Below are 22,080 nucleotides of genomic sequence, written 5' to 3'. Positions count from 1 at the left end.
CTCGACGCATGTGCCCTCGGGTACGTGTGAAGAGGCTGCCGGCGTTGGCACCTGTCGCTGCGGGGAGCGACCCGGTGCGGCCCCTCCGACCCACCCGGGCCTCGTACGCGGCTGACCGCCGGTGGGCCTGGCCCTGTCCCCTGTGCCTCGCCCTTCGGGCCTCGTGGGCGGCTGGTGTGTGTGCGTGTGGGTCAGGGGGTGGTGCGGCGCATGCGCCACAGGAGGAAGACGGAGGAGGCCACTGCGGCGATGCGGACCATTGCGGGGAGGGCGTCCAGGAGTTCGTGGCCCAGTTGGCCCGGTGTGATGGGGGTGCCCCAGCGGCCGTCCAGGCGGCCCCAGAGCCAGATCAGCATGCCGCCGATGAGGATGCCGGGCACGCCCAGTGCGGCGAACTTCGCCTCGGTGCGGGTGAGTCGGCGCGATACGTAGGCCAGTGCCCAGCCGGCCGCGAGGGCCAGCCAGGATCCCAGTACGGCGCCGACGAGCAGCAGCAGTACGGCGAGGGTGATCACCGGGCTGAGGCGGATGCGGGCGGCGGGTGAGGTGTCCTGGGCCGGGGTCTCGTCGGCGGTGGGTTCGGCGGCCGGTGCGCCGCTTTTGCGGGTGAGGGTGCGGCGCAGGATGCCGGGCAGGGGTGGCTTGGCGGCGGGGGGCTGAGCCTCTGTCGTGTCGTCATCGGGGGCCGGTTTGCCGTCCTTTGACGGGGCGCCGTCCTTGGGGCGTTCCCATATTTCCGGGATCTCGATGCCGCCGACGAAACCGGGCACCGACTCGCCGGGGCCGAACGGCGCCGCCTGCACCCGCCACCAGTCGGGGCCGTCGTCGTCGCCGAGTTCGTCGGCACCGGCCAGGTGGGGCGGGGTGCTGGCGGCCGGGGGGAGGGTGAAGCGCGGTCCTGCGGTGTCGCCCGCCTGCTCGGCCTGCGGCTTGGCCGCCTTTTTCAGGAAGCTGAGCTTCGGGGCGATGCCGCCTTCCGGGACCGGGCGGTCTCCGTCGCGGGGTGCGGGCACCGAACCGGTGAGCCCGCTGCGGGCGGCCAGGCCGCTGAGTCTGTCGCGTACGCCGGGGCGGGGTGTGCGTTCGGCCGCGGTGGGGCGGGGGGACGGTTCCGGAGCCGGGTGGTCGGCAGCGGAGGAGGGAGGGGAGGAGGCTGCGGTGTCGTGGGGAGTGGGCTCCGGCGGCTGAGGTGCGGGGGTGCGGTCCTCGTCGGTCGCTCCGGCGCCTCCGGCCGCTCCGGCCGCTCCGGCCGCTCCGGCCGCTCCGGCCGCTGCCGAGACCACCGCGTCCGGTGTGCCCAGGCGTGCGAGGACCCGTTTCACGCTGGAGACCGAATTGGTTTTCTGGGCTGCCAGCTGGGCCGTCAGGTCGGTGCGCAGCGTGGCCACCAGCCGCATCCGCACGGCCGATGACAGGCCCCGTTGCTGGGCCAGGTCGCCGACCCGGCTCAGATAGTCAAAGACGAGCTTATCGCTCTCGATCCCCACGAAATCCCCTGCGGCGTGCGCTGGTTGCTGCCTCGACGTTACCCCTTCGGCCCAGTGGGGTGACGGAGGCGGGACGTGTGAGGGGACTGCGGGGCGACGGGACGGAGGGGGCGGGTGCGCTGTCAGGTGTGGTCTCGGGCCGGGCGTCCGCGGGAAGCCGGGGGACGCGGCTGCGGGGCGTCGGGCACGACGTCCGCTGCCGTCGCGGGAGACCTGTGCCCCCGGGCACGGCTACCGTAGGGCGGATGACTGATACGCCCCGCACACTCGCCGAGGAGCTTCGGACCCGCACCGACAGCGGGCTCGTCGACCTGCTGCGGGCCCGTCCCGACCTGCTGAGTCCGGTGCCGGGCGATGTCACCCAGCTCGCCACCAGGGCCGGGACGCGGGCGTCGGTGGTGCGGGCCGTGGAGCGGCTCGACCGGTTCGCGTTGCAGACGGCGGAGGCGCTGGCGGTGGCGCCCGATCCGTGTCCTTACGCGGTCCTCGCCGGGCTGATGGCCGGGGACGCGGGGGACGCGGGGGTGCTCGCCGCGCTGCCGGACGCGGTGGCGGGACTGCGGGCGCAGGCGCTGGTCTGGGGGCCCGACGACCGGCTGCGGCTGGTGCGTACGGCGCGTGAGCTGCTCACGCCCAGTGCGACGCATCCCTCGCCGACAGGGCTGGGGCCGAGCGTCGCCGAGGCCACGTCGGGGATGTCTCCGGGGCGGCTCCAGGAGATCATCGCGGCTGCCGGGCTGCCCGCGACCCACGATCCGGTGACCGCGGTGTCCGCGCTCGCCGCCCTGTTCACCGACCGCGTCCGGATGGCGGCGCTGCTCGACACCGCGCCCGCCGAATCCGTCGCCGTCCTCGACAAGCTGCTGTGGGGCCCGCCCTACGGCGGGGTCACCGACCGGCCCGCGCCGCATCTCCAGTGGCTGCTGGACCGCGGGCTGCTGCTGCCCGCGGGCGCGCGCAATGTCGTACTGCCCAGGGAAGCGGCGCTGCACCTGCGGGCGGGGCGTGCGCACCGTGAGCCCGAGCCGGTGCCGCCGGCTCTCGCACCGGTCACCGAGCGGGATCCGCTGGCCGTGGACGGCGCGGCGGCGGGCCAGGCGTTCACCGCGCTGGCGACCGTCGAGGAACTGCTGAAGGAATGGGATCTCGGCGGGCCCGCCGTCCTGCGTGCGGGCGGGCTGAGCGTCCGCGACCTCAAGCGGACCGCAGCCGCGCTCGACACCACCGAGCAGCTGGCCGCCTTCTGGCTGGAACTGGCCTACGCGGCGGGGCTCGTGGCGTCCGACGGCGAGGCCGACGAGCGGTACGCGGCCACCCCCGCGGCCGAGGAGTGGCTGCAACTGCCCGACGAGCTGCGCTGGGCCGAGCTGGTGGCGGGCTGGCTGGCGGCGACCCGTACGCCCGGTGTGGTCGGCAGTGCGGACGCCAAGGGCCGGGCGCTGGCCGCACTCGGTCCGCACCTCGACCGCTCCCCCGCCCCGGAGGTGCGCCGCCGCGCCCTCACCCTCCTCGCCTCTCTCCCGCCGGGTGCGGCCGTCCCCGCGGGCGCCGTGCTCGACCGTCTCCACTGGGAACGCCCGCTGCGCGCCGCCGCGCCGGGCGCACCGGCCTCCGGTACGGCCGCGCCGCCCGTGTCCGATCTGCGCTCCCGGATCGCCCAATGGACGCTCGCCGAGGCCGAGTTGCTGGGTGTCACGGGGCGGGGCGCGCTCGCCACCCACGGCCGGGTCCTCATCGGCGCCGAAACGTCACCGCAGGCGGACGGGCCGGACTCCGCCGTACCGTCGGCGGCGGAGACCGGGGCCGCCGCCGCCCGCGCCGCGGCCCTGCTCGCCCCGCATCTGCCCGAACCCCTCGACCACGTCCTGCTCCAGGCCGACCTGACCGCCGTCGCGCCGGGACCGCTGCGCCGCCCGCTCGCCGAGGCGCTCGGCGTGCTCGCCGACGTCGAGTCCAAGGGCGGCGCGACCGTCTACCGCTTCACGCCGGGTTCGGTACGCCGCGCCCTGGACGCCGGACGTTCCGCCGCCGAGCTGCAGGACTTCCTCGCGACGCACTCGCGCACCCCGGTGCCGCAGCCGCTCGCCTACCTCATCGACGATGTGGCGCGCAGGCACGGCCAGTTGCGGATCGGCGCGGCCGGCGCCTATGTCCGCTGCGACGACGACGCGCTGCTCTCCGAGATCCTCGCCGACCGCCGTGCCGCCCCCCTGCGTCTGCGCCGTCTCGCCCCGACCGTGCTGGCCGCGCAGACCGCGCCCGACCAACTCCTCGAAGGACTGCGGGCGATGGGCTACGCCCCGGCCGCCGAGTCCGCCGAGGGCGACGTCCTGATCACCCGCCCCGACTCGTACCGCACCCCGCCGCGCACCGCGCCCGCTCCGGTGCCCGAGGGTCCGCCCGCGCCCGATCCGGCCCTCGTCGGCGGGGCCGTGCGCGCCATCCGGGCCGGTGACCTGGCGGCCACCGCGGAACGCAAGCCGGTGGCGGCGACCGCCCCGGCGCCGGGCGCGCTGCCCCGCACCACATCGGCCGAGACCCTGGCCACGATGCAGGCCGCGGTGCTCACCCAGGCCGCCGTCTGGATCGGTTACGTCAACGCCGACGGCGCCGCCAGCCAGCGCGTCATCGCGCCGGTCCGCGTCGAGGGCGGCTTCGTCACCGCGTACGACCACACGTCCGACGAGGTCAGGACCTATCCGCTGCACCGGATCACCGGCGTCGCCGAGCTGGCGGAAGGCTAGGGCCAAGGGCGCGGAGATCCGTCGGAAGCGCCCTGGAGCCGAGGGCGCGGAGATCCACTGGAAGCGTCCCGGAGCCGAGGGCGCGCGGGCGTTCCTCAGTCCCGGCGGGCCGGGGGCCGCCGCCCCGCCCGGCGCCATATGACCGCCATCCCCACCGCGAGCACCAGCACCGCGGCCACCACGATGGCCCCCTTGATGAGCAGGTCCGTCATCAGGTGGTGGACGAGCCCGGACGCCGCCATCGCCTGCGGTGACACCCCGGAGTGCGTCATCGCCTGCCACCGCCCCGGTTCGGGCCGTCCGTGAGCCGCCGGGCCGCGTACCGCAGGGCGGCCCGCGCCGCCGGGTCCGCGTACCGGCGCGCCTGGTCGAGCCGCCCACGTCGCTTCAGCGCGAGCGCGACGCCGAAGACCACCAGCGCCAGCACCACAAGACCGGCCGCCATCAGGCCGAACCTGACGAGCATGAGGTTGAGATACGTCTCCATGGTCTGTCTCCGATCCCGGCCCGGCCCGGCTCCGTCGCGTCGGGCTCCGTGGATGCCCATCGCCGTGCCGTCGGTCTCCGTCGGTATTTATCACGGGTGTGATGGAAAAATAATTTATCACAGCCGTGATAGAAAGGGGTCATGCCGAAGCACGTGGACCGGGAAGCCCGCCGCCGCGAGGTTGTCGACGCCCTCTTCCGGATCGTCGTCCGGGACGGGCTCCAGCGCGCCTCGCTGCGCGCCGTCGCCGACGAAGCCGGCCTCAACATCGGCTCCGTGCGGCACTACTTCGCCTCGCAGCAGGAACTGATGCGGTTCGCGATGGAGTCGATGCTGGAGCGGGTCTCCGAGCGCCTGCTCCGCCACGTCGAAGAGATCGGCGGGCTGGCGGGACACCCGCGCCCCGAGCAGTACGACCTGGCCGCCGGCCTGCTCGCCGAGCTGCTGCCCCTGGACGACCTCCGCCGGGCCGAGGTCACCGTCTTCCTCGACTTCACCGCCGCCGCCCGCACCGACCCGGCCTTCGCCGACCTCTCCCGCAAGGCGGCCACCGGCACCCGCGGCCTCGTCCGCCGCGTCCTGACCCGCCTCGCCGACGACGGTGCCCTCGGCCAGGGCCGCGATCTGCCCGCAGAGACCGAACGCCTCGCCGCCCTCATCGACGGCCTCGGCCTCACCGCGGTGCTCCACCCCACCGTCGTCACGCCGCAGACCTGCACCGAGGCCCTCCGCAACCACCTGTCCGAGCTGGCCGCGCCCGCACCCTGAACGGCGCCCGGACAGCGAAACGGCCCGCCGGATCGCTGTCCTGCGGGCCGTCACGGCACGGCTGACCCGGTACGACGTGTCAGAGCCGGCGCTCGGCCGCCTCGACGGTGTCGCCGCCACCGGTGTTGAACGCCAGCGCGGCCTGCGGCGCATGGATCCGGACCGCGTTCACCACCTGCTCGAAGAAGGTCAGCAGCGGTTCCGGCTTGCGGATGCCGCCCCCGATGACGACGACGTCCCACACCCGCTCCGCCAGCGCCGCTTCGAGCGCGGCCCCCGCCCACTCGTCGAGCGGCACCAGCGTCAAGGACGCCTCCACGCCACGCTCCGCGAAGCGCGCCGGCTCACCGTCGAGTGCCGCGAGAATGGCGTCCGCGTCGAGGCCGGGTACGGCCCGCGGATCGACACCGAGAACGAGAACGGCCGCCCCGCCCCGTCGGCGCGATGCGGCACACTGGACGTTTGGCCGTACCCGCGGCCGGTCCCCCGGTAGTGAAAGGCGAGGCGCGTGAACGGACCTCTTATCGTCCAGAGCGACAAGACGCTGCTCCTGGAGGTGGACCACGAGCTGGCGGACGCCTGTCGCCGGGCCATCGCCCCGTTCGCCGAGCTGGAGCGGGCGCCCGAGCACATCCACACGTATCGGGTGACGCCGCTCGGGCTGTGGAACGCGCGGGCCGCCGGGCACGACGCGGAGCAGGTCGTGGACGCGCTGGTGCAGTTCTCGCGGTACCCGGTGCCGCACGCGCTGCTCGTCGACATCGCCGAGACCATGTCGCGCTACGGGCGGCTGACGCTGACCAAGCATCCCGCGCACGGCCTGGTGCTGACCTCGACCGACCGGCCGGTGCTGGAGGAGATCCTGCGGTCGAAGAAGGTGCAGCCGCTGGTCGGCGCGCGGCTCGACCCGGATTCCGTGGTCGTGCATCCGTCCGAGCGCGGGCAGATCAAGCAGACGCTGCTGAAGCTCGGCTGGCCGGCCGAGGACCTGGCGGGTTACGTCGACGGCGAGGCGCACCCGATCGCGCTGGCCGAGGACGGCTGGGCGCTGCGGCCGTATCAGCAGCAGGCCGTCGAGGGGTTCTGGCACGGCGGTTCCGGTGTCGTGGTGCTGCCGTGCGGTGCGGGAAAGACGCTGGTGGGGGCCGGGGCGATGGCTCAGGCGAAGGCCACCACGCTGATTCTGGTCACGAACACGGTCTCGGCGCGGCAGTGGAAGCACGAGCTGGTGAAGCGGACGTCGCTGACCGAGGAGGAGATCGGCGAGTACAGCGGCACGAAGAAGGAGATCCGGCCGGTCACCATCGCGACGTACCAGGTGCTGACGACGAAGCGGAAGGGCGTCTACCCGCACCTGGAGCTGTTCGACTCGCGGGACTGGGGCCTGATCATCTACGACGAGGTGCACCTGCTGCCCGCGCCGGTCTTCAAGTTCACCGCCGACCTCCAGGCGCGGCGGCGTCTCGGTCTGACCGCGACGCTGGTGCGCGAGGACGGCCGGGAGTCGGACGTCTTCTCGCTGATCGGGCCGAAGCGGTTCGACGCTCCGTGGAAGGAGATCGAGGCGCAGGGGTACATCGCGCCCGCGGACTGCGTCGAGGTCCGGGTCAACCTCTCCGACACCGAGCGCCTGGCGTACGCGACGGCGGAGACCGAGGAGAAGTACCGGTTCTGCGCGACGACGGGCAGCAAGCAGCGGGTCACCGAGGCGCTGGTCCGCCGGCATCAGGGCGAGCAGACGCTGGTCATCGGGCAGTACATCGACCAGCTGGACGAGCTGGGCGAGCATCTGGGCGCGCCGGTGATCAAGGGCGAGACGACCAACGCGCAGCGCGAGAAGCTGTTCGGCGCCTTCCGTGAGGGCGAGATCTCGGTGCTGGTCGTCTCGAAGGTCGCGAACTTCTCGATCGACCTGCCGGAGGCGACGGTCGCGATCCAGGTGTCCGGCACCTTCGGCTCGCGGCAGGAGGAGGCCCAGCGTCTGGGGCGGGTGCTGCGGCCGAAGGCGGACGGGCACGAGGCGCGCTTCTACTCGGTCGTCGCGCGCGACACCATCGACCAGGACTTCGCGGCGCACCGCCAGCGCTTCCTGGCCGAGCAGGGGTACGCGTACCGGATCGTGGACGCGGACGAGCTGCTGTCGGCGGATCCTTCCGAGGACGCCTGACCGGAGCCTGTCGGTCAGCCTGCCGTGCGGGTGCTCTGCGGCAGCGTACGGCCGGTGCGTGGGCGTGGGATGCGGCCCGGGGTGCCGTCCGTCGGGGCCGTGCGGGTCCACCACACCACCATCGCCAGCATCGCGAGGCCGAGCAGCGGGTACGGCGAGGTGAGCGGCTGCTGCCACCAGGAGAAGTGCAGGTCGAGGTAGCCGGTGTGCGGGACGATCCACAGGGTGCGGACGGTGAAGGCGAGCGTGACGGCGACGAGCAGGGCGCGGCGCCAGCGGATGCCGCGGGTGTGGGCGGCCAGCGCGACGATCAGCGGCACGCACCAGACCCAGTGGTGGGACCAGCTGATCGGTGAGACGAGCAGCGCGGTGACGGCGGTGCAGAGCACGCCCCAGATGTCACCGCCGCGCCGCAGGAAGGCGCGGCGGGCGGCGTAGAGCCCTCCGGCGGCGGTGAGCAGCGCGGCGACGGCCCATATGAGGCCGGGCTCGGGGGTGTGCAGGACGCGGGCGATCAGGCCCTGGAGCGACTGGTTGTCGACGATCCACACCTTGCCGACCCGGCTCGTCTCGAACATCCGCCGGGTCCAGAAGTCGACGCTGGCGTCCGGGAGCACCAGCAGTCCGAGCAGTACCGAGCCGAGGAATCCGGCTGCGGCGGTGCAGGCGGCCTTCACCCGTCCCGTGACGAGGAGATAGACCGCGAAGATCGCCGGTGTGAGCTTCACGCCTGCGGCGATGCCGACGGCGAGGCCCTTGAAGCGGGCGCCGTCGGGGCGGGCGAGGTCCCACAGGACGAGGCAGGTCAGGGCGAGGTTGATCTGCCCGAAGATCAGGGTCTGGAAGACCGGTTCGAGCCAGATGCCGAGTGCGGTGGCGCCGATGACGGTGGGCGCGGTGTACGCGGAGCGGCGTATTCCGGCGGCTTTGCAGGAGAGCTGGATCAGCACGGCGAGCAGCGCGCCGTTGGCGAGGACGCAGGCGACCTTGAGCGTGGCGAGCGAGACCCACGTGGTGGGGAGGAAGAGCAGTGCGGCGAACGGCGGGTAAGTGGCCGGAAGGTGCCATTTGGTCGTGGTGAATCCGTAGAGATCACCGCCCGTCGCGGCGGCCTCGCCCTCGGCGCGGTAGACCTCTATGTCGGGCATCGGCAGCGGGTGGACCGTATACAGCACCCAGAGGCCGATGAGGGAAGCCGCCACCAGCGCTCCCGCGATCACCATGCGGTGCGGTCCGGCGACGCTCTGCGCCCATGTCCGCCTCCACGTCCGCGTCCCGTCGGCGGCAGACACCCGTTGCCCTCCTCGTCGCCCTGCGCTCTTTACGCGGCGACGCTAGCTGATCAGGGCCGACGGCCCGTAACGGTTTCCGGTCAACCGGATGTCCGGGAGGAATCACGCGCCCGCCGGCCGCTCCGGGGCGGGTGCCGGGGCCGGGGCGCCCCTGGTCAGTCCTCGGCGTACTCGCCGAGCAGGACGACGCTGAAGGCCGCCGCTGCGAAGACCTTCACCGCGCGCAGGGCGTTGCCGACGAGGTGGTGGCTGTCGTGGTCCCGGCCGACGGGCCCGGTGTCGAGCGCGGTGGCCCCCTTGGCCGGGTGCAGGGAAGCCGGTGCGACCGCTGGAATCATCGTTGCGCTGCTCATGCCTCCATGATGGTTTTCCCCCGGATACGGCACATCGGTCGATGGGTCCATTCCGCAGGGGGCCTGAAGTCCGACGGCGGGACCGCCCGGCCCCCTACCGGAGACGGACGGGGTCCTACGGGAGAGGGACGGGCGTACGGGGGCTCCGGAGCAGGACGGGCCGCCGGATATCCGTTGGCGCCGCGAATAGCTGCTGACTACAATCGCGCGTCTGCCCTGCCTCCCGTCGAGGAGTGCCGCCGACCGGACGGAAACCGGCCGGTTCTTCGCATGACGCCGATGACCGCCCCACGTACCGAACAACGGCCCGCCGTGCCCGCTCGCAGCGGCGCGTGCCCGCCGCAGTGAGATCCCACCGGAGGCAACGCCGTGCCCGCGCACGCCCAGCAACCCGCATCACCCGCATCCGCCCCGGCCCCAGGCGCCGCAGCCGACCCGCTCCAGCGCGAGCGCGCCCACCTCGCCGCTTCCCGCACCGCGCTGCGCGCCATGCGCGCCGACGCCGAGGCGCTGAACATCGCCGACGTCACCGCGAACTGGGTCAACGCCGAGGTACTCCAGGGCGAGATCGACGCCCGTATCAAGGCGCTCGCCGACCTGACCCACACCCCGCTCTTCTTCGGCCGGCTCGACTACCTGCACGCGCCGGGGATAGACGTGGCGGAGGACGAATCACGAGGTGCGGCGCAAAGCGCCTCCGGCAAGGGCGGTGATGGGCGACGGGCGGGCGAGAACTTCTACATCGGGCGGCGGCACGTCCACGACGCCGACGGCGACCCGATGGTCATCGACTGGCGCGCCCCCGTCTCCCAGCCGTTCTACCGGGCCTCCAAGAAGGACCCGATGGATCTCGCGCTGCGCCGCAGATTCGGCTACACCGGCGGCGAGCTGACCGCGTACGAGGACGAACACCTCACGGATCCCGGGGAGGGCGAACAGACCAGCAAGCTCCTCCAGTCGGAGATCGAGCGTCCGCGCGTCGGGCCGATGCGGGACATCGTCGCGACGATCCAGCCCGAGCAGGACGAGATCGTCCGCGCCGGGATCAGCGGTTCGGTCTGCGTCCAGGGCGCGCCCGGCACCGGGAAGACGGCGGTCGGCCTGCACCGTGTCGCGTATCTGCTGTACGCGCACCGGGAGCGGCTGGCCCGCTCCGGCACCCTCGTGATCGGCCCGAACGACTCCTTCCTGCACTACATCGAGCAGGTGCTGCCCGCGCTGGGCGAGCTGGAGGTCAAGCAGGCCACCGTCGACGCACTCGTCGGCCATGTGGAGGTGCGCGGCACCGACGGGGCGGCAGCCGCCACGCTCAAGGGCGACGCGCGGATGGCCGAGGTGCTGCGGCGGGCGGTCCGCTCGCACATCTCGCTGCCGCAGGAGCCCTGCGTGGTCGTCCGCGGCTCCCGCCGCTGGCGCATCCCGGCGTATGAACTCGAAGAGATCGTGCGGGAGTTGATGGAGCGGGAGATCCGCTACGGTGCGGCGCGCGAGGCGCTGCCGCAGCGGATCGCGCATGCCGTGCTGGTGCGGATGGAGCAGGCGGGCGAGGCGCCCGACGACCGGGTGCAGGACGCGGTGGCGCGCAATCCCGCGGTGAAGGCCCTGGTCAAGGCGGTCTGGCCGCCGGTGGATCCGGCGAAGCTGGTGCTGCGGCTGCTGGGCGACGCGGAGTTCCTGGCCGCGCAGGCGGAGGGGATCCTGTCGCCCGACGAGCAGCAGGAGATCCTGTGGGCCAAGCCGGCCAGGAGCGTGAAGAGCGCCAAGTGGTCTTCCGCGGACGCGGTGTTGATCGACGAGGCGATGGACCTGGTGGCGCGCACCCACTCGCTGGGCCATGTGGTGCTGGACGAGGCGCAGGACCTGTCCCCGATGCAGTACCGCGCGGTGGGCCGCCGCTGTACGACGGGTTCGGTGACGATCCTGGGCGACATCGCGCAGGGCACCACCCCGTGGTCGACCAACACCTGGGAGGAGGCGCTGGCCCACCTCGGCAAGCCGGGTTCGGCCATCGAGGAGCTGACGCTGGGCTTCCGCGTGCCGCGCGAGGTCATCGCGTACGCGTCCCGGCTGCTGCCCGCCATCGCGCCCGAGCTGACGGAGGCGACCTCGATCCGCGAGTCGGCCGGCGACTTCGAGATCCGCACGGTCCAGCCGCAGGACCTGGACACGTCCGTGCTCGCTGCCTGCCACGACGCGCTGGCGAAGGAGGGCTCGATCGGCCTGATCGCGGCCGACGAGCGGGTGCCCGCGCTGCGCGCCGCCTTGGAGAAGGCCGGTCTGAGCTGCCTCTCCCCCGGCGATGAGACCTCGGCCGACGCCCGCCTGACCCTGGTGCCGGCGACGCTCGCCAAGGGCCTGGAGTACGACTACGTGGTGCTGGACGAACCGGCCGCGATCGTGGCGGGCGAGCCGGACGAACGCACCGGGCTGCGCCGCCTGTATGTGTGCCTGACCCGTGCGGTGTCCGGCCTGACGATCATTCATGCGGCGGGATTGCCCGAGCAGTTGACGGACGGAGGGAGCGGTTCGGCCGCCGCGACGGGAGAGTTGACGGACCTGCTCGACGGATTGGATACCGTTCCCGGCCAGTTGCCCGAAGGTTTCGAAGGGGTGCCCACGTCATGACGTACGAGCAGGGCGGCGGGCCCGGCGCCGACGGCCCGCGTGCCGGGGAGGGGGCGGAGACGGCGGTCACGGTGTGCGTCGTCGCCTCGCCCCTGGCGGCCTGGTTCCACCACCTGCTGACGCGTCCGGTCGTCGTGATCGACGGCCGGGAGCACCCGGTGCGCTGGGGGCAGCGGGAGACGCGCGCCGGGCGGGCCCGGGTCGCTCCCGGCCTGCACCGGCTCTGCGTCGCCTTCCGCTACCGGTGGCAGCGGAAGGCGCGCCTCGGCGCAACCTGCGAGGAGTTCACGGCGGACGGGACGCCGGTCGGCTTCACCGCCCAGCTCGGCGTGCGCAACGGCAGCGGGTTCAGGATCGGGGTACGGGGCACCGTCCGCGTCCCGCCGGACACGCCCTGACGGCCCACCGCTCCCTACGTCCTATCGCTCCCTACGCCCCATCGCCCCCTCTAGGCCCCGTCCAGCGCCGTCCGCCACTCCCGTACCGCCGCCGCGTCCACCGGGCCGGACCAGCCGTCGGGGCGGGCGGCGCCGCCGATGTGGAAGGCGTCGAGGCCGCCCGCGCGCAGCGTCGGGAGGTGGGCCAGGGTGAGGCCGCCGCCGACCAGGATCTGCGGGGTGTAGCCCGGTTCGCCGGTGGCCGCGCGGGACTGTTCGGCCAGCAGGGTCGCCAGGCCGTCTTCGACGCCGCACGCGGAGCCCGCGGTGAGGAACGCGTCGGGTCCTGCGGGCCCCGGGGCGCCGCCGGGGCCCGGGGTCTCGGGGAGGGTGGCCAGTTCCTTGCGCAGGGCGTCACGGTCGGCGGCCCGGTCGATGGCCCGGTGGAAGGTCCAGCGGCAGCCGTCGATCACCTCGGCGACCGCCCGCACGGCGCGCAGGTCCGGGCTGCCGTCGGGGCCCAGGAAGCCGAGGACGAATTCATCGGCGCCCTCGGCCCGCAGCGCGGCGGCGTCCGCGCACAGCGTGTCCACGTCTCCGGCCGCGAAGCCGTCGGCGCGGCGCAGCATCACGCGCAGCGGGATATCGACGGCGGCCCGGATGGCGGCGAAGACGGCGCGGGGCGGGGTGAGCCCGTCGGCTGCCATGTCGGTGGCCAGTTCGAGCCGGTCGGCCCCTCCGGCCTGGGCCGCGACCGCGTCCTGCGGGTCGAGCGCGATCACCTCCAGGAGTGCGCGCTTGCTCATGTGACCTCAACCCTTCGGTGGACGACGTGGACGACGTGGACAGGGGTGGACGACGGTGGACCGGGCAGGCACAGGTCTAGTCCAATATCCAGCGTAAGGGCTGGTGGACGGTGCGGGGCCCACCACTACGCGGGACACGACCGGAAACCGCCCATACGCGCGGCCGGGCGCCCCCGTGCACCTCGGACCCGACGTGCACCCCTTACCCGTACGGCCCGCCCCGTTCACCCGGCCACCCCCCGCTACGCGCGTCGCAAACCACTCATCAGAGCGGGTGTGGAACTTGCCAATCATGGGTAACACGCCTTCCTCGTAAGGGCGTTGCGGCATCATGCACGTGGCCCACGAGCAGGGAGAAGCCGATGTCCGACCTTGCCACCGTTTCCGCCGAAGTCGCCCCCTTTCTCGCCCTGGCGGCGAACAGCCTCGGCAGCACCGTCCTCACCACCGCCCAGCAGCGGATCGCCGACCGCACGGTGACGGCGGGCGAAGGCTTCTTCCGCCGGCTGCTGCGCCGCGACCCCGGCGACGGGGACCAGGACCGCGGCAGCATCGGCGGCGGCACCGAGCCGCTGCTCGACACCCGTACCGCCGACACCCTCGACGGCCTGCTCGCCCGCCTCGACGACCGAGACCGGCAGCTGCTCTCCGACGCCATCACCGCCTGGCTGGCCGAGCCCGCCGACCGCCGCGAAGCCTCCCACCTGCTGGAACACGTGGCCCAACGCTCCGCACCCGCCCCCGTGCAGATCATCAACAACCACCCCACGGCGAACGGTGCGCACTCCCTCGCGGCTGTCGAGATCCACGGCGACATCCACCTGGGAGGCGGCGGACGCACCCAGGACGGCTCATGACAGCCGACGACCGCGAGGGCGGGAGCGCCCGCGGCGACCGCCGGAGACGGCCCGCGCGGGACACCCCGGGCACCCCACCCACCCGTGACATCCACAACAGCCCCACCACGCACGGCGACCACTCCATCGCCGCCAATGACATCAAGAACGTCATCATCCGCTGGGTGCTGCACCCCAGCGCCCGCTGGTTACCGCTGCTGCTGGTCTGCGCCGGGCTGGTGATCGCCCAGACCCTGCACCCGCGCGGCTCGTTCGGCCAGTACGTGCTGTGCGCCGTACTGGCCGGGATCGCGCTCGCCACGGCCGCCGTCCGCGTGCTGATCCGCAGGCCCCCGGGCGCCGGCTTCGTCGGGGCGCTCTCGCTGATCTCCGTGCTGGCCACCGTCGGCGGCTGGCTGGCGTTCCAGCACAGCGCCTCGCACGCCGACATCGACGTGACGGGGCAGGTCAGCACGGAAGGCACCCAGCCGCTCGACGACGCGGGGAACCGCTCGCTGATCTTCACCCTCGGCGAATCCGCGCTCGAAGAACCGCGCGCACGGCTGCGCCTGGACCTGGCGATCGACGACCACGACCCGTCGGGACCGACCTGCCTGCACCGGACCTCCGCCACGGTCCACCTGCTCACAGGGGGTGTCGCCGCCCAGGAGGAAGACCTTCGGTCCAGCGGCACCGTCGACTTCGCCCTGGGCGCGCGGACCGGCACCGTCAAGATCCAGCTGACGCTGAAGACCGGCCGGAACTGCCTGATGGACGTACGGGCCGCATCGGCGGTACTGCACGACAGTTGACGGCCGGCACCCGGCCACGACCAGGAACCTGAACGCGAACGGGGACGCCCATGACCACACCCGCACAGCACCGGGACGCACCGCCGAGAAGCCGCTCCCGCCGACGCCGCCGCCTGGCCTGCGCCGCGCTGCTCGCCCTCACCGCACTGCTCGCCGGTGCCTGCGCCGACCCCGAGCCGCCGTCCCTGTTCGCGGACGGCCGGGTCTCGGTCGGCGTCAAGAACGACCAGCCGGGGACCGGCAAGGAGACCTCCTACAAGTTCGCCGGGTTCGACATCACCGTCGCCCGGCAGGTACTCGCCGGCGTGCACGCGGAGCCCGATTTCAGCAGCGTGCCGTCCCAGGACCGCAGCACGGTGCTCACCCACCACCAGAAGGACCTGGTCATCGCGACCTACTCGATCACCGACAAGCGGATGAAGGCGGTGGACTTCGTCGGCCCCTACGCCACCACATCCCAGGGCATCATGATCCGCGAGAACGAAGCCGCCACCATCCGCAGCCGCAAGGACCTCAAGGGCAAGCGCGTCTGCACCTGGGAGGGCACCACCTCCGTCAAGGAACTGGACAAGCCCGCCTACGACGACATCGAGGACTATCCGCAGCACGACGCCTCGCTGTGCATCAAGGACCTGCAGGACGGCACGGCGGACGCGGTCTCGACCGACCAGATGATCCTCTACGGCTTCACGCAGGAGAAGGACGCCCACCTCAAGGTCGTCCCCGGCATCCTCTTCGGCTCGGCGAACGAATACGGCATCGCGATGGACAAGGGCCACCGCGCGGACTGCCTGCGGCTGCGCGACGCGCTGCGGGACTACCTCACCAGCACCGCCTGGGAGCAGGACTTCGCCATCTCACTGCCGTCCATCAAGGATGAAGAGCCGCACTGGCAGACCGATTTCAAGCCGACCACGGAGTCCATCGACCGGCTGTCCTGCCGCGACCACCCCGCCCCCTGACCCGGCCCGCGCCCCCTCGCCCGGCCCGTTCCGCGCGCGGCACAATGGCCGCATGACATCCGAGTCCCGTACGGCACGGCCCACCGGCCAGGCACCGGACCTGCACCGGCGCTGGGCCGCCGCCGTGGCATCGGCACGCGGCCAGGAAGGCCCCGATCCCGCCCCGTACGCGGACAACCTCCTGGCCCGCTGGGCGGAGCCGCAGCGCCGCTATCACACGCTCGCGCACCTGACCGCCGTCCTGGACCGCGTCGACGAACTCGCCGCGCACGCCGACGACCTGTGCGTCGTCCAGCTCGCCGCCTGGTTCCACGACGCGGTCTACCGCCCGGACCGCTCCGAGAACGAGGAGCGCAGCGCCGCGCTCGCCGAGCGCGCCCTGCCCGAACTCGGCGTCGGCCCGGCCCGCACCGCCGAGGCCGCCCGCCTGGTGCGGCTCACCGTCACCCACGACCCGGGCCCCGACGACCGCGACGGCGAGGTGCTGTGCGACGCCGACCTCGCGGTGCTCGCCGGCCGGCCCGCCGCCTACGCGGCTTACGCGGCGGCGGTCCGCGAGGAGTACGCCTTCGTCCCCGACCCCGACTTCACCGCGGGCCGCGCCGCCGTGCTCCGCCAACTCCTGTCCCTCCCCCGCCTCTTCCGCACCCCCACCGGCCGGGACCACTGGGAACACCCGGCCCGCCGCAACCTCGCCACCGAACTGGAGTTGCTGGAGGGATGAGCGAAGGGACGTATCTCGGCGGCGGCAGCGGCGATCCCTGGGCCGGGGTGGACGCGGCCGGACTGGCACAGGCCGCTCGGGCGCAAGGCGAACGGCCGGTGGCCGGTGTGGAGGACATGGCGTCGTACCTCGCGGCCCAGGTGTCCGACACTTCCCACCGGGACGTGGTGGGGCCGCTGCTCGACGGGCGGGGAGCGAGCGGCGTCGTGCTGCGGCGGGGCGCGGTCATCGCCCGCTGGGGCGATCCGGCGCGGGAGGAGATGGCGTTCAGCGCGACCAAGAGCGTGCTGTCGCTGGTGGCGGGGGTGGCGCAGGACGACGGGCTGCTGCGTCTTGACGAGCCGGTCCACCGGTCCGTCGGCCTGCCGCAGTTCGCGGACGGGCACGGACGCGCGATCACCTGGCGGCATCTGCTGGATCAGACCAGCCAGTGGGAGGGTGAGCTGTGGGGGAAGCCCACCGCGGTCGACGCCCAGAGCACGCGGGAGGGCACGGAGTCGGCGGGCGGTCCGCCCGGGGAGGGCTGGGCCTACAACGACGTCCGGGTGAACCTGGCCGCCCTGGCGCTGACGGTGCTGTTCCGGCGGTCGCTGCCGGACGTGCTACGCAGCCGGATCATGGCGCCGGTCGGTGCCTCGCCCTCGTGGTCCTGGCACGGCTACGCCGATTCCGTGGTGGACATCGACGGCGGCCGGGTGCCCGTGGTGTCCGGGGGCGCGCACTGGGGCGGCGGCCTGTGGATCAGCGCGCTCGACCTCGCCCGGATCGGACAGCTCTGTCTGCGGGGCGGGCGGTGGGGCGAGTGCCAGGTGGTGTCACGGCAATGGATCGACGCGTTGTGGACGCCCTGCCGGGTCAAGCCGGATTACGGGCTGTCCTGGTGGCTGAACGATGACCGCACGGTGTGGCCGCAGGCTCCGGCGACCGGCCGCTGCTCCCGGGGGAACGGCGGCAGCCACCTGCTGTGGGTGGATCCCGCGCGGGACCTGGTGATCAGTTCGCGGTGGGGAGCGGACGTCGAGACGCTGCTGGCGGCGGTGTCGAAGGCGGTGGAGCCGGTCCGAGCCGCGGCGTGACCGTACGGGAGGGCCGCGCCCCGTCCCGGAACGTGGACACCGCGCCCGAACGGGAATTCCCGTCCCGCCGCCGCTGTTCCTTGCAGTTATGCCTGCTCCATCCGATCCTTCCGGTTCTTCCGAACGCGCCCGCATGCCCATAGCCGTGTATGTACTCGGCCTTTCTGTCTTTGCGCTGGGCACCAGCGAATTCATGCTGTCCGGCATCCTCCAGCCGCTCGCCCGTGACCTGGGGGTTTCCATCCCGCAGGCGGGACTGCTGGTGTCCGCGTTCGCGATCGGGATGGTGGTCGGCGCGCCGGTGCTGGCCGCCGCGACGCTGCGGCTGCCGCGCCGTACGACCCTGATGGCGCTGCTCGCCGTCTTCGGCCTCGGCCAGGTGGCGGGCGCGCTGGCGCCGACGTACGGCGTGCTGTTCGTCTCCCGGGTGGTGAGCGCGCTGGCCTGCGCCGGGTTCTGGGCGGTCGGCGCCGCGGTCGCCGTCTCGCTGGTTCCGGTGACCGCGCGGGCCCGTGCGATGGCCGTCATGGTCGGCGGGCTGAGCGTCGCCAACATCGCGGGTGTCCCGGCCGGCGCGCTGCTCGGGCAGCACGCGGGCTGGCGGTCGGCGTTCTGGGCGGTGGCCGTGCTGTCGGTGATCGGCCTGGTGGGAGTGATCGCGCTGGTGCCGCGTACGGCGGTGCCGACGGGTGACGACCGGCCGCAGCTCCGCCGCGAGCTGGCCATCTACAAGGACAAGCAGGTCTGGCTCTCGCTGACCGCGACGGCGATGAACGGCGCCGCGGTCTTCGCGCTGTTCTCGTACCTCTCCCCGCTGCTGACCGACACCGCGGGGCTGGCGGAGAGCTGGGTGCCGACGGTGCTCGCGCTCTTCGGTGTCGGCGCGCTGATCGGTACGTTCGTCGGCGGCCGGGTCGCCGACGCGCACCTCTTCCCCACCCTGTTCACCGGAATCGCCGCGTCCACGGTCGTGCTGGCCGTACTGGCGATCACCGCGCACAATCCGGTCGCCGCCGTCGCCCTCTCCCTGATGCTCGGCGTCACGGCGTTCACCACCGCTCCGGCGCTGAACGCCCGGATGTTCAACGTCGCCAACGCCGCCCCGACGCTGGCCGGGGCGACCACCACCGCCGCCTTCAACGTCGGCAACACCCTCGGCCCCTGGCTGGGCGGCCTGGTCATCGCCGCGCACTGGGGCTATCGCTCGGTGGCCGGCCTCGGCGCGGCGCTGGCCGCGGTGGCCGTGCTGACCACCTTCATCTCGTTCCGCCTCCAGCGGTCCACGCCGGGCTCCCGGATCATCGCCAAGTCGGCGCCTTCCGGCAGCGCCTCCGTGCCCGCGGCCCGCTCCTCCGCTGAAGGCTCGGAGCAGCACGCGGGCTGACCGTCCGACGCGCCGGGGCGGGCCGCCGTCAGCCCGTCCCGGTGAAGCTCCACCGGGTCTGGCTGTAGGTCTCGCCCCGGCCGAAACCGAAGGCCGTCTCCGGTGCGACCCGGTAGACGACGGCACGGCCGCCGCCCCCGACGAAGGCGCCGTCGCGGACCTCGAACCGCCAGTCGCCGCCGTATTTCGCGGCGTAGGCGTCGGCCAGCCGCCGCAGCGTCTCCTCGTCGCCGACCTGGACGGCTTCCCCCTCGACGACCACGTCGAGGCCGGCGTGCAGGTCGTTGCCGCCGGCCGTCGAAGTGGTCAGGGCGCAGTGGGAGTTGGCGGCGAGGTTGTGCGCCTTGCGTTCGGCGGGTCCGGTGCAGAAGTGGAGCGCGTCGTCCATCCAGACGGCGATCAGCGGGGTGACGTGCGGGCGCCCTTCCGGCCTGAGGGTGGCGAGCCAGAAGACCTCCGCCTCGGTGAGCCCGCCGACCGCCGCCGTCCATGCGGTGGGGGTGGCGCCTTCGCTGCTGTAGCGCGTGTCGAGGGTGGTGGACGGCTCCCTCACCGGTACGTCCCTGGCCGGCATGGCGGTCTCCTTTCGGCGCGGCGCGTGGTCAGGGCCATCGTGCGGGTGCCGCCCGCCGGACCCCGCCCTCGACGCGCCGCCCGCCGCCCGTACGGGCGCGCCGCGACGCCGTCAGCGCTCGCGCCCCTCTCCGGGCGGCCCGCCGCGCCCGTCGGCGCCGAATTCGGCGAGCACGTCCCGGGTGTGCTCGCCCAGTGCGGGCACCGGGCCCATGCGCGCCTCGACGTCCGCGAAGTTGATGGGCGGCAGCACCGCGTCGACCGGGCCGACCGGCGTGTCGACGGCCCGCCACCGGTCGCGGGCGGCCAGCTGCGGATGGCCGGCCAGGCCGTGGACGGTGTGCAGCGCGGCGTTGGTGATGCCCGCCGCGTCGAGTGCGCTGACCAGTTCCGCTGTGGACAGCCCGGACGTCACCTCGGCGACCGCCGCGTCCACGGTCGCGCGGTGGCGGCAACGGGCGACGTTGGTGGCGTAGTCGGGGGCTTCGGCCAGGTCGGGGCGGCCGAGCACGTCGCGCGCCAACTGCCGCCACTGGCGGTCGTTCTGGACGCCGATCAGGAGGTCGGGCCCGTCCGCCGTGGGGTAGGCGTCGTAGGGGACGATCGACGGGTGGCCCAGTGCGGAGCGCGGCGGGGGCGTTCCGGTGTGCAGGGTGGTGTAGAGCGGGTGTCCCATCCATTCGGTCACCGCGTCGAACATCGAGATCTCCACGTGGGCGCCGCCGGCGCCGCGTTCCCTGCGCAGCAGGGCGGCCAGGACGGCGGAGAAGGCGTACATGCCGGCACCGATGTCGGCCACCGGGATGCCCGTCTTGGCCGGGGACTCGGCGGTTCCGGTGACCGATGCCAGGCCGGTCTCGCCCTGGATGAGCAGGTCGTAGGCGCGCCGGTCGCGGTACGGGCCCAAGCCGCCGTAGCCGGACATCTCCACGGCGATCAGGTCAGGGTGCGCGGCGCACAGGGCTTCGGCGCCGAAGCCCAGGCGCGCGGCGGCGCCGGGGGCGAGGTTCTGGACGAACACGTCGGCGTGTGCGACGAGTTCGGCGAGCGCCTCGCGCCCCTCGTCCGTCTTCAGGTCGATGGCGACGGATTCCTTGCCGCGGTTGAGCCAGACGAAGTGCGAGGCCATGCCGCGCACCGCCTCGTCGTAGCCGCGGGCGAAGTCACCGCCGTCCGGCCTTTCGATCTTGATGACCCGGGCGCCCAGGTCCGCGAGGTGACGGGTGGCCAGGGGCGCGGCCACCGCCTGTTCCACGCTGACCACCACGATGCCGTCCAGCGCGTGCATGGCTCCTCCAGAGGGTGCGGTAGGGGTGCGGCGGGCGCTCAGTAGGACCGGGGCAGGCCCATGACGTGCTGGGATACGTAGTTGAGCACCATTTCCTGGCTGATCGGGGCGAGGCGCATCAGCCGCGACTCACGGAAGTACCGTTCGACGTGGTACTCCTTCGCGTACCCCATGCCGCCGAGGGTCTGCACGGCACGATCCGCCGCCTGGTAACCGGCGTCGGCGCACAGCCATTTGGCCATGTTGGCCTCGCGTCCGCAGCTCAGTCCGCGGTCGTAGCGCCAGGCCGCGTTCCTGGCCATCAGGCGGGCGGCGTCGAGCCTGGTCAGGGCCTCGGCGAGGGGGAAGGCGATGCCCTGGTTCTGTCCGATGGGGCGGTCGAAGACGACGCGGTCGTTGGCGTAGCGGGTGGCGGCGTCCAGCGCGGCGCGGCCGATGCCCAGGGCTTCGTGCGCCAGCAGGATGCGCTCGGGGTTCAGGCCGTCCAGGAGGTAGCGGAAGCCCTTGCCCTCCTCGCCGATCCGGGCGCTCGCCGGTACCCGCAGGCCGTCGATGAAGATCTCGTTGGAGGCGACGGCGTTGCGGCCCATCTTGGGGATCGGGCGGATGTCCATGGCCGTGCGGTCGACGTCGGCGAGGAAGACGGAGATGCCGTCGGTCGGTTTGCCGACCTCGGCGCGCGGGGTGGTGCGGGCCAGCAGCACCATCTTCTGCGCGTCGCCCGCCTTGGTGATCCAGATCTTGCGGCCGTCGATGACGTAGTCGTCGCCGTCGCGGCGGGCGAAGGTGGAGATGCGGGTGGTGTCGGTGCCCGCGTCGGGTTCGGTGACGCCGAAGCAGACGTGCAGGTCTCCGGTGGCGGCCTGCGGCAGCACCTCGCGGCGCAGTGCCTCGCTGCCGTGTCTGGCGAGGACGTTGAGGCCGAAGATGGTCAGGTGCATGGTGCTGCATCCGTTCATTCCGGCGCCGGACGCGGCCACCTCCTCCAGCAGCAGGGCCGCCTCCAGGACACCCAGACCGCCGCCCCCGTACTCCTCGGGTATGGCGATGCCCAGCCAGCCCGCCTTCGCGAAGGCGTCGTAGAACTCCCAGGGGAATGCGCCACGTTGGTCCTGGTCGGCCCAGTATGCGGGGCTGAAGGACCGCGCCAGGTCGCGTACGCCGGCCTGGATGTCCCGCTGCTGCTCGGTCGGTTCGAAGTCCATCGTGCTGCCGCTCCTTGCTCGTTCGCCGGCCGGGGCGCGGTGGTGGACCGGGGGCGACGTGAGCCCCTGTACACGCTTGACACCCCCACACGCACCCCTCTTGAGTCCCTATAT

21 protein-coding genes are annotated in these 22,080 nt (G+C 73.1%); 11 read left to right on the top strand and 10 right to left on the bottom strand.

What is annotated here, in order from left to right; translation table 11 throughout:
- Window positions 1-191 precede the first annotated feature (191 nt).
- Window positions 192-1,487 (bottom strand): hypothetical protein, encoded by a 1,296-nt coding sequence (locus ACGFNI_RS31135; protein WP_393688329.1) that lies wholly within the window; start codon window positions 1,485-1,487, stop codon window positions 192-194.
- 245 nt (window positions 1,488-1,732) lie between these two features.
- Here ACGFNI_RS31135 and ACGFNI_RS31130 point away from each other — a divergent pair, with 245 nt between their 5' ends.
- Window positions 1,733-4,231 (top strand): helicase-associated domain-containing protein, encoded by a 2,499-nt coding sequence (locus ACGFNI_RS31130; RefSeq protein WP_393688327.1) that lies wholly within the window; start codon window positions 1,733-1,735, stop codon window positions 4,229-4,231.
- A gap of 95 nt (window positions 4,232-4,326) precedes the next feature.
- On the opposite strand, the gene ACGFNI_RS31125 is transcribed toward ACGFNI_RS31130, so the two are convergent.
- Both ACGFNI_RS31125 and ACGFNI_RS31120 read right to left on the bottom strand, forming a co-directional pair.
- A complete protein-coding gene (locus tag ACGFNI_RS31125) occupies window positions 4,327-4,503 on the bottom strand; it encodes a hypothetical protein (RefSeq protein ID WP_393688325.1) in 177 nt (58 codons plus the stop codon).
- Window positions 4,500-4,718, bottom strand: coding sequence for a hypothetical protein (locus tag ACGFNI_RS31120; protein WP_393688323.1), 219 nt, complete (start codon window positions 4,716-4,718; stop codon window positions 4,500-4,502). Before ACGFNI_RS31120 ends, ACGFNI_RS31125 begins: the two co-directional genes overlap by 4 nt.
- A 141-nt stretch (window positions 4,719-4,859) precedes the next feature.
- On the opposite strand from ACGFNI_RS31120, the gene ACGFNI_RS31115 reads away from it, so the two are divergent.
- Window positions 4,860-5,486 carry a TetR/AcrR family transcriptional regulator gene (locus ACGFNI_RS31115; RefSeq protein ID WP_393688321.1) on the top strand — a complete coding sequence of 209 codons (627 nt, stop codon included), beginning with the start codon at window positions 4,860-4,862 and terminating at the stop codon, window positions 5,484-5,486.
- A gap of 79 nt (window positions 5,487-5,565) precedes the next feature.
- On the opposite strand, the gene ACGFNI_RS31110 is transcribed toward ACGFNI_RS31115, so the two are convergent.
- On the bottom strand, window positions 5,566-5,853 hold the full coding sequence (locus tag ACGFNI_RS31110) for a hypothetical protein (RefSeq protein ID WP_393688350.1): 288 nt from the start codon (window positions 5,851-5,853) through the stop codon (window positions 5,566-5,568).
- Window positions 5,854-5,994: 141 nt separating this feature from the next.
- On the opposite strand from ACGFNI_RS31110, the gene ACGFNI_RS31105 reads away from it, so the two are divergent.
- A complete protein-coding gene (locus ACGFNI_RS31105) occupies window positions 5,995-7,653 on the top strand; it encodes a DNA repair helicase XPB (RefSeq protein WP_393688320.1) in 1,659 nt (552 codons plus the stop codon).
- A gap of 14 nt (window positions 7,654-7,667) precedes the next feature.
- Here the strand turns inward: ACGFNI_RS31105 and ACGFNI_RS31100 are convergent, their stop codons facing one another.
- Both ACGFNI_RS31100 and ACGFNI_RS31095 read right to left on the bottom strand, forming a co-directional pair.
- A complete protein-coding gene (locus ACGFNI_RS31100; protein WP_393688318.1) occupies window positions 7,668-8,945 on the bottom strand; it encodes a glycosyltransferase 87 family protein in 1,278 nt (425 codons plus the stop codon).
- 155 nt (window positions 8,946-9,100) lie between these two features.
- Window positions 9,101-9,298: a hypothetical protein gene (locus tag ACGFNI_RS31095; RefSeq protein ID WP_393688316.1), complete on the bottom strand. Its 198-nt coding sequence runs from the start codon at window positions 9,296-9,298 to the stop codon at window positions 9,101-9,103.
- A 369-nt stretch (window positions 9,299-9,667) separates the two neighbouring features.
- Between ACGFNI_RS31095 and ACGFNI_RS31090 the strand changes: the two genes are divergently transcribed.
- The gene (locus ACGFNI_RS31090) at window positions 9,668-11,923 is read left to right on the top strand and encodes a HelD family protein (RefSeq protein ID WP_393688314.1); all 2,256 of its coding nucleotides are present in this window, start codon (window positions 9,668-9,670) and stop codon (window positions 11,921-11,923) included.
- Window positions 11,920-12,321 carry a hypothetical protein gene (locus ACGFNI_RS31085; RefSeq protein ID WP_393688312.1) on the top strand — a complete coding sequence of 134 codons (402 nt, stop codon included), beginning with the start codon at window positions 11,920-11,922 and terminating at the stop codon, window positions 12,319-12,321. Before ACGFNI_RS31090 ends, ACGFNI_RS31085 begins: the two co-directional genes overlap by 4 nt.
- A 50-nt stretch (window positions 12,322-12,371) precedes the next feature.
- Here ACGFNI_RS31085 and ACGFNI_RS31080 read toward each other — a convergent pair whose 3' ends face one another.
- Window positions 12,372-13,106 carry a copper homeostasis protein CutC gene (locus ACGFNI_RS31080; RefSeq protein ID WP_393688310.1) on the bottom strand — a complete coding sequence of 245 codons (735 nt, stop codon included), beginning with the start codon at window positions 13,104-13,106 and terminating at the stop codon, window positions 12,372-12,374.
- A gap of 362 nt (window positions 13,107-13,468) precedes the next feature.
- On the opposite strand from ACGFNI_RS31080, the gene ACGFNI_RS31075 reads away from it, so the two are divergent.
- From ACGFNI_RS31075 to ACGFNI_RS31050, 6 genes are all read left to right on the top strand, one after another.
- Entirely contained in the window at window positions 13,469-13,963 is a 495-nt protein-coding gene (locus ACGFNI_RS31075; RefSeq protein ID WP_393688308.1) for a hypothetical protein, read from the top strand.
- Window positions 13,960-14,754, top strand: a complete 795-nt coding sequence (locus ACGFNI_RS31070; RefSeq protein ID WP_393688306.1) for a hypothetical protein — start codon at window positions 13,960-13,962, stop codon at window positions 14,752-14,754. Before ACGFNI_RS31075 ends, ACGFNI_RS31070 begins: the two co-directional genes overlap by 4 nt.
- 50 nt (window positions 14,755-14,804) lie before the next feature.
- A complete protein-coding gene (locus tag ACGFNI_RS31065) occupies window positions 14,805-15,716 on the top strand; it encodes a transporter substrate-binding domain-containing protein (RefSeq protein ID WP_393688304.1) in 912 nt (303 codons plus the stop codon).
- A 52-nt stretch (window positions 15,717-15,768) separates the two neighbouring features.
- A complete protein-coding gene (locus tag ACGFNI_RS31060) occupies window positions 15,769-16,440 on the top strand; it encodes a hypothetical protein (RefSeq protein ID WP_393688302.1) in 672 nt (223 codons plus the stop codon).
- Window positions 16,437-17,516, top strand: coding sequence for a serine hydrolase domain-containing protein (locus ACGFNI_RS31055; protein WP_393688300.1), 1,080 nt, complete (start codon window positions 16,437-16,439; stop codon window positions 17,514-17,516). Before ACGFNI_RS31060 ends, ACGFNI_RS31055 begins: the two co-directional genes overlap by 4 nt.
- 133 nt (window positions 17,517-17,649) lie before the next feature.
- Entirely contained in the window at window positions 17,650-18,900 is a 1,251-nt protein-coding gene (locus tag ACGFNI_RS31050) for a Cmx/CmrA family chloramphenicol efflux MFS transporter (protein WP_393688298.1), read from the top strand.
- 28 nt (window positions 18,901-18,928) lie between these two features.
- Here the strand turns inward: ACGFNI_RS31050 and ACGFNI_RS31045 are convergent, their stop codons facing one another.
- From ACGFNI_RS31045 to ACGFNI_RS31035, 3 genes are all read right to left on the bottom strand, one after another.
- Window positions 18,929-19,474, bottom strand: coding sequence for a pyridoxamine 5'-phosphate oxidase family protein (locus ACGFNI_RS31045; protein ID WP_393688296.1), 546 nt, complete (start codon window positions 19,472-19,474; stop codon window positions 18,929-18,931).
- A 111-nt stretch (window positions 19,475-19,585) separates the two neighbouring features.
- Window positions 19,586-20,761, bottom strand: a complete 1,176-nt coding sequence (locus ACGFNI_RS31040) for a CaiB/BaiF CoA transferase family protein (protein WP_393688294.1) — start codon at window positions 20,759-20,761, stop codon at window positions 19,586-19,588.
- A gap of 38 nt (window positions 20,762-20,799) precedes the next feature.
- Window positions 20,800-21,966, bottom strand: coding sequence for an acyl-CoA dehydrogenase family protein (locus tag ACGFNI_RS31035; protein ID WP_393688292.1), 1,167 nt, complete (start codon window positions 21,964-21,966; stop codon window positions 20,800-20,802).
- Between the last annotated feature and the right edge of the window lie 114 nt (window positions 21,967-22,080).

Source organism: Streptomyces sp. NPDC048644, from assembly GCF_043199105.1.
Lineage (GTDB): Bacteria > Actinomycetota > Actinomycetes > Streptomycetales > Streptomycetaceae > Streptomyces.
Note: the sequence above shows the minus strand (reverse complement) of the source record. Positions and strands in the feature narration are given on the sequence as shown.

Excerpts from the sequence above, each read along its gene's own strand:
- ACGFNI_RS31130 (WP_393688327.1), top strand. The coding sequence starts at position 1,733 with ATGACTGATACGCCCCGCACACTCGCCGAGGAGCTTCGGACCCGCACC.
- ACGFNI_RS31125 (WP_393688325.1), bottom strand. The coding sequence starts at position 4,503 with ATGACGCACTCCGGGGTGTCACCGCAGGCGATGGCGGCGTCCGGGCTC.
- ACGFNI_RS31120 (WP_393688323.1), bottom strand. The coding sequence starts at position 4,718 with ATGGAGACGTATCTCAACCTCATGCTCGTCAGGTTCGGCCTGATGGCG.
- ACGFNI_RS31115 (WP_393688321.1), top strand. The coding sequence starts at position 4,860 with ATGCCGAAGCACGTGGACCGGGAAGCCCGCCGCCGCGAGGTTGTCGAC.
- ACGFNI_RS31095 (WP_393688316.1), bottom strand. The coding sequence starts at position 9,298 with ATGAGCAGCGCAACGATGATTCCAGCGGTCGCACCGGCTTCCCTGCAC.
- ACGFNI_RS31085 (WP_393688312.1), top strand. The coding sequence starts at position 11,920 with ATGACGTACGAGCAGGGCGGCGGGCCCGGCGCCGACGGCCCGCGTGCC.
- ACGFNI_RS31080 (WP_393688310.1), bottom strand. The coding sequence starts at position 13,106 with ATGAGCAAGCGCGCACTCCTGGAGGTGATCGCGCTCGACCCGCAGGAC.
- ACGFNI_RS31075 (WP_393688308.1), top strand. The coding sequence starts at position 13,469 with ATGTCCGACCTTGCCACCGTTTCCGCCGAAGTCGCCCCCTTTCTCGCC.
- ACGFNI_RS31070 (WP_393688306.1), top strand. The coding sequence starts at position 13,960 with ATGACAGCCGACGACCGCGAGGGCGGGAGCGCCCGCGGCGACCGCCGG.
- ACGFNI_RS31065 (WP_393688304.1), top strand. The coding sequence starts at position 14,805 with ATGACCACACCCGCACAGCACCGGGACGCACCGCCGAGAAGCCGCTCC.
- ACGFNI_RS31060 (WP_393688302.1), top strand. The coding sequence starts at position 15,769 with ATGACATCCGAGTCCCGTACGGCACGGCCCACCGGCCAGGCACCGGAC.
- ACGFNI_RS31055 (WP_393688300.1), top strand. The coding sequence starts at position 16,437 with ATGAGCGAAGGGACGTATCTCGGCGGCGGCAGCGGCGATCCCTGGGCC.
- ACGFNI_RS31050 (WP_393688298.1), top strand. The coding sequence starts at position 17,650 with ATGCCCATAGCCGTGTATGTACTCGGCCTTTCTGTCTTTGCGCTGGGC.
- ACGFNI_RS31045 (WP_393688296.1), bottom strand. The coding sequence starts at position 19,474 with ATGCCGGCCAGGGACGTACCGGTGAGGGAGCCGTCCACCACCCTCGAC.
- ACGFNI_RS31040 (WP_393688294.1), bottom strand. The coding sequence starts at position 20,761 with ATGCACGCGCTGGACGGCATCGTGGTGGTCAGCGTGGAACAGGCGGTG.
- ACGFNI_RS31035 (WP_393688292.1), bottom strand. The coding sequence starts at position 21,966 with ATGGACTTCGAACCGACCGAGCAGCAGCGGGACATCCAGGCCGGCGTA.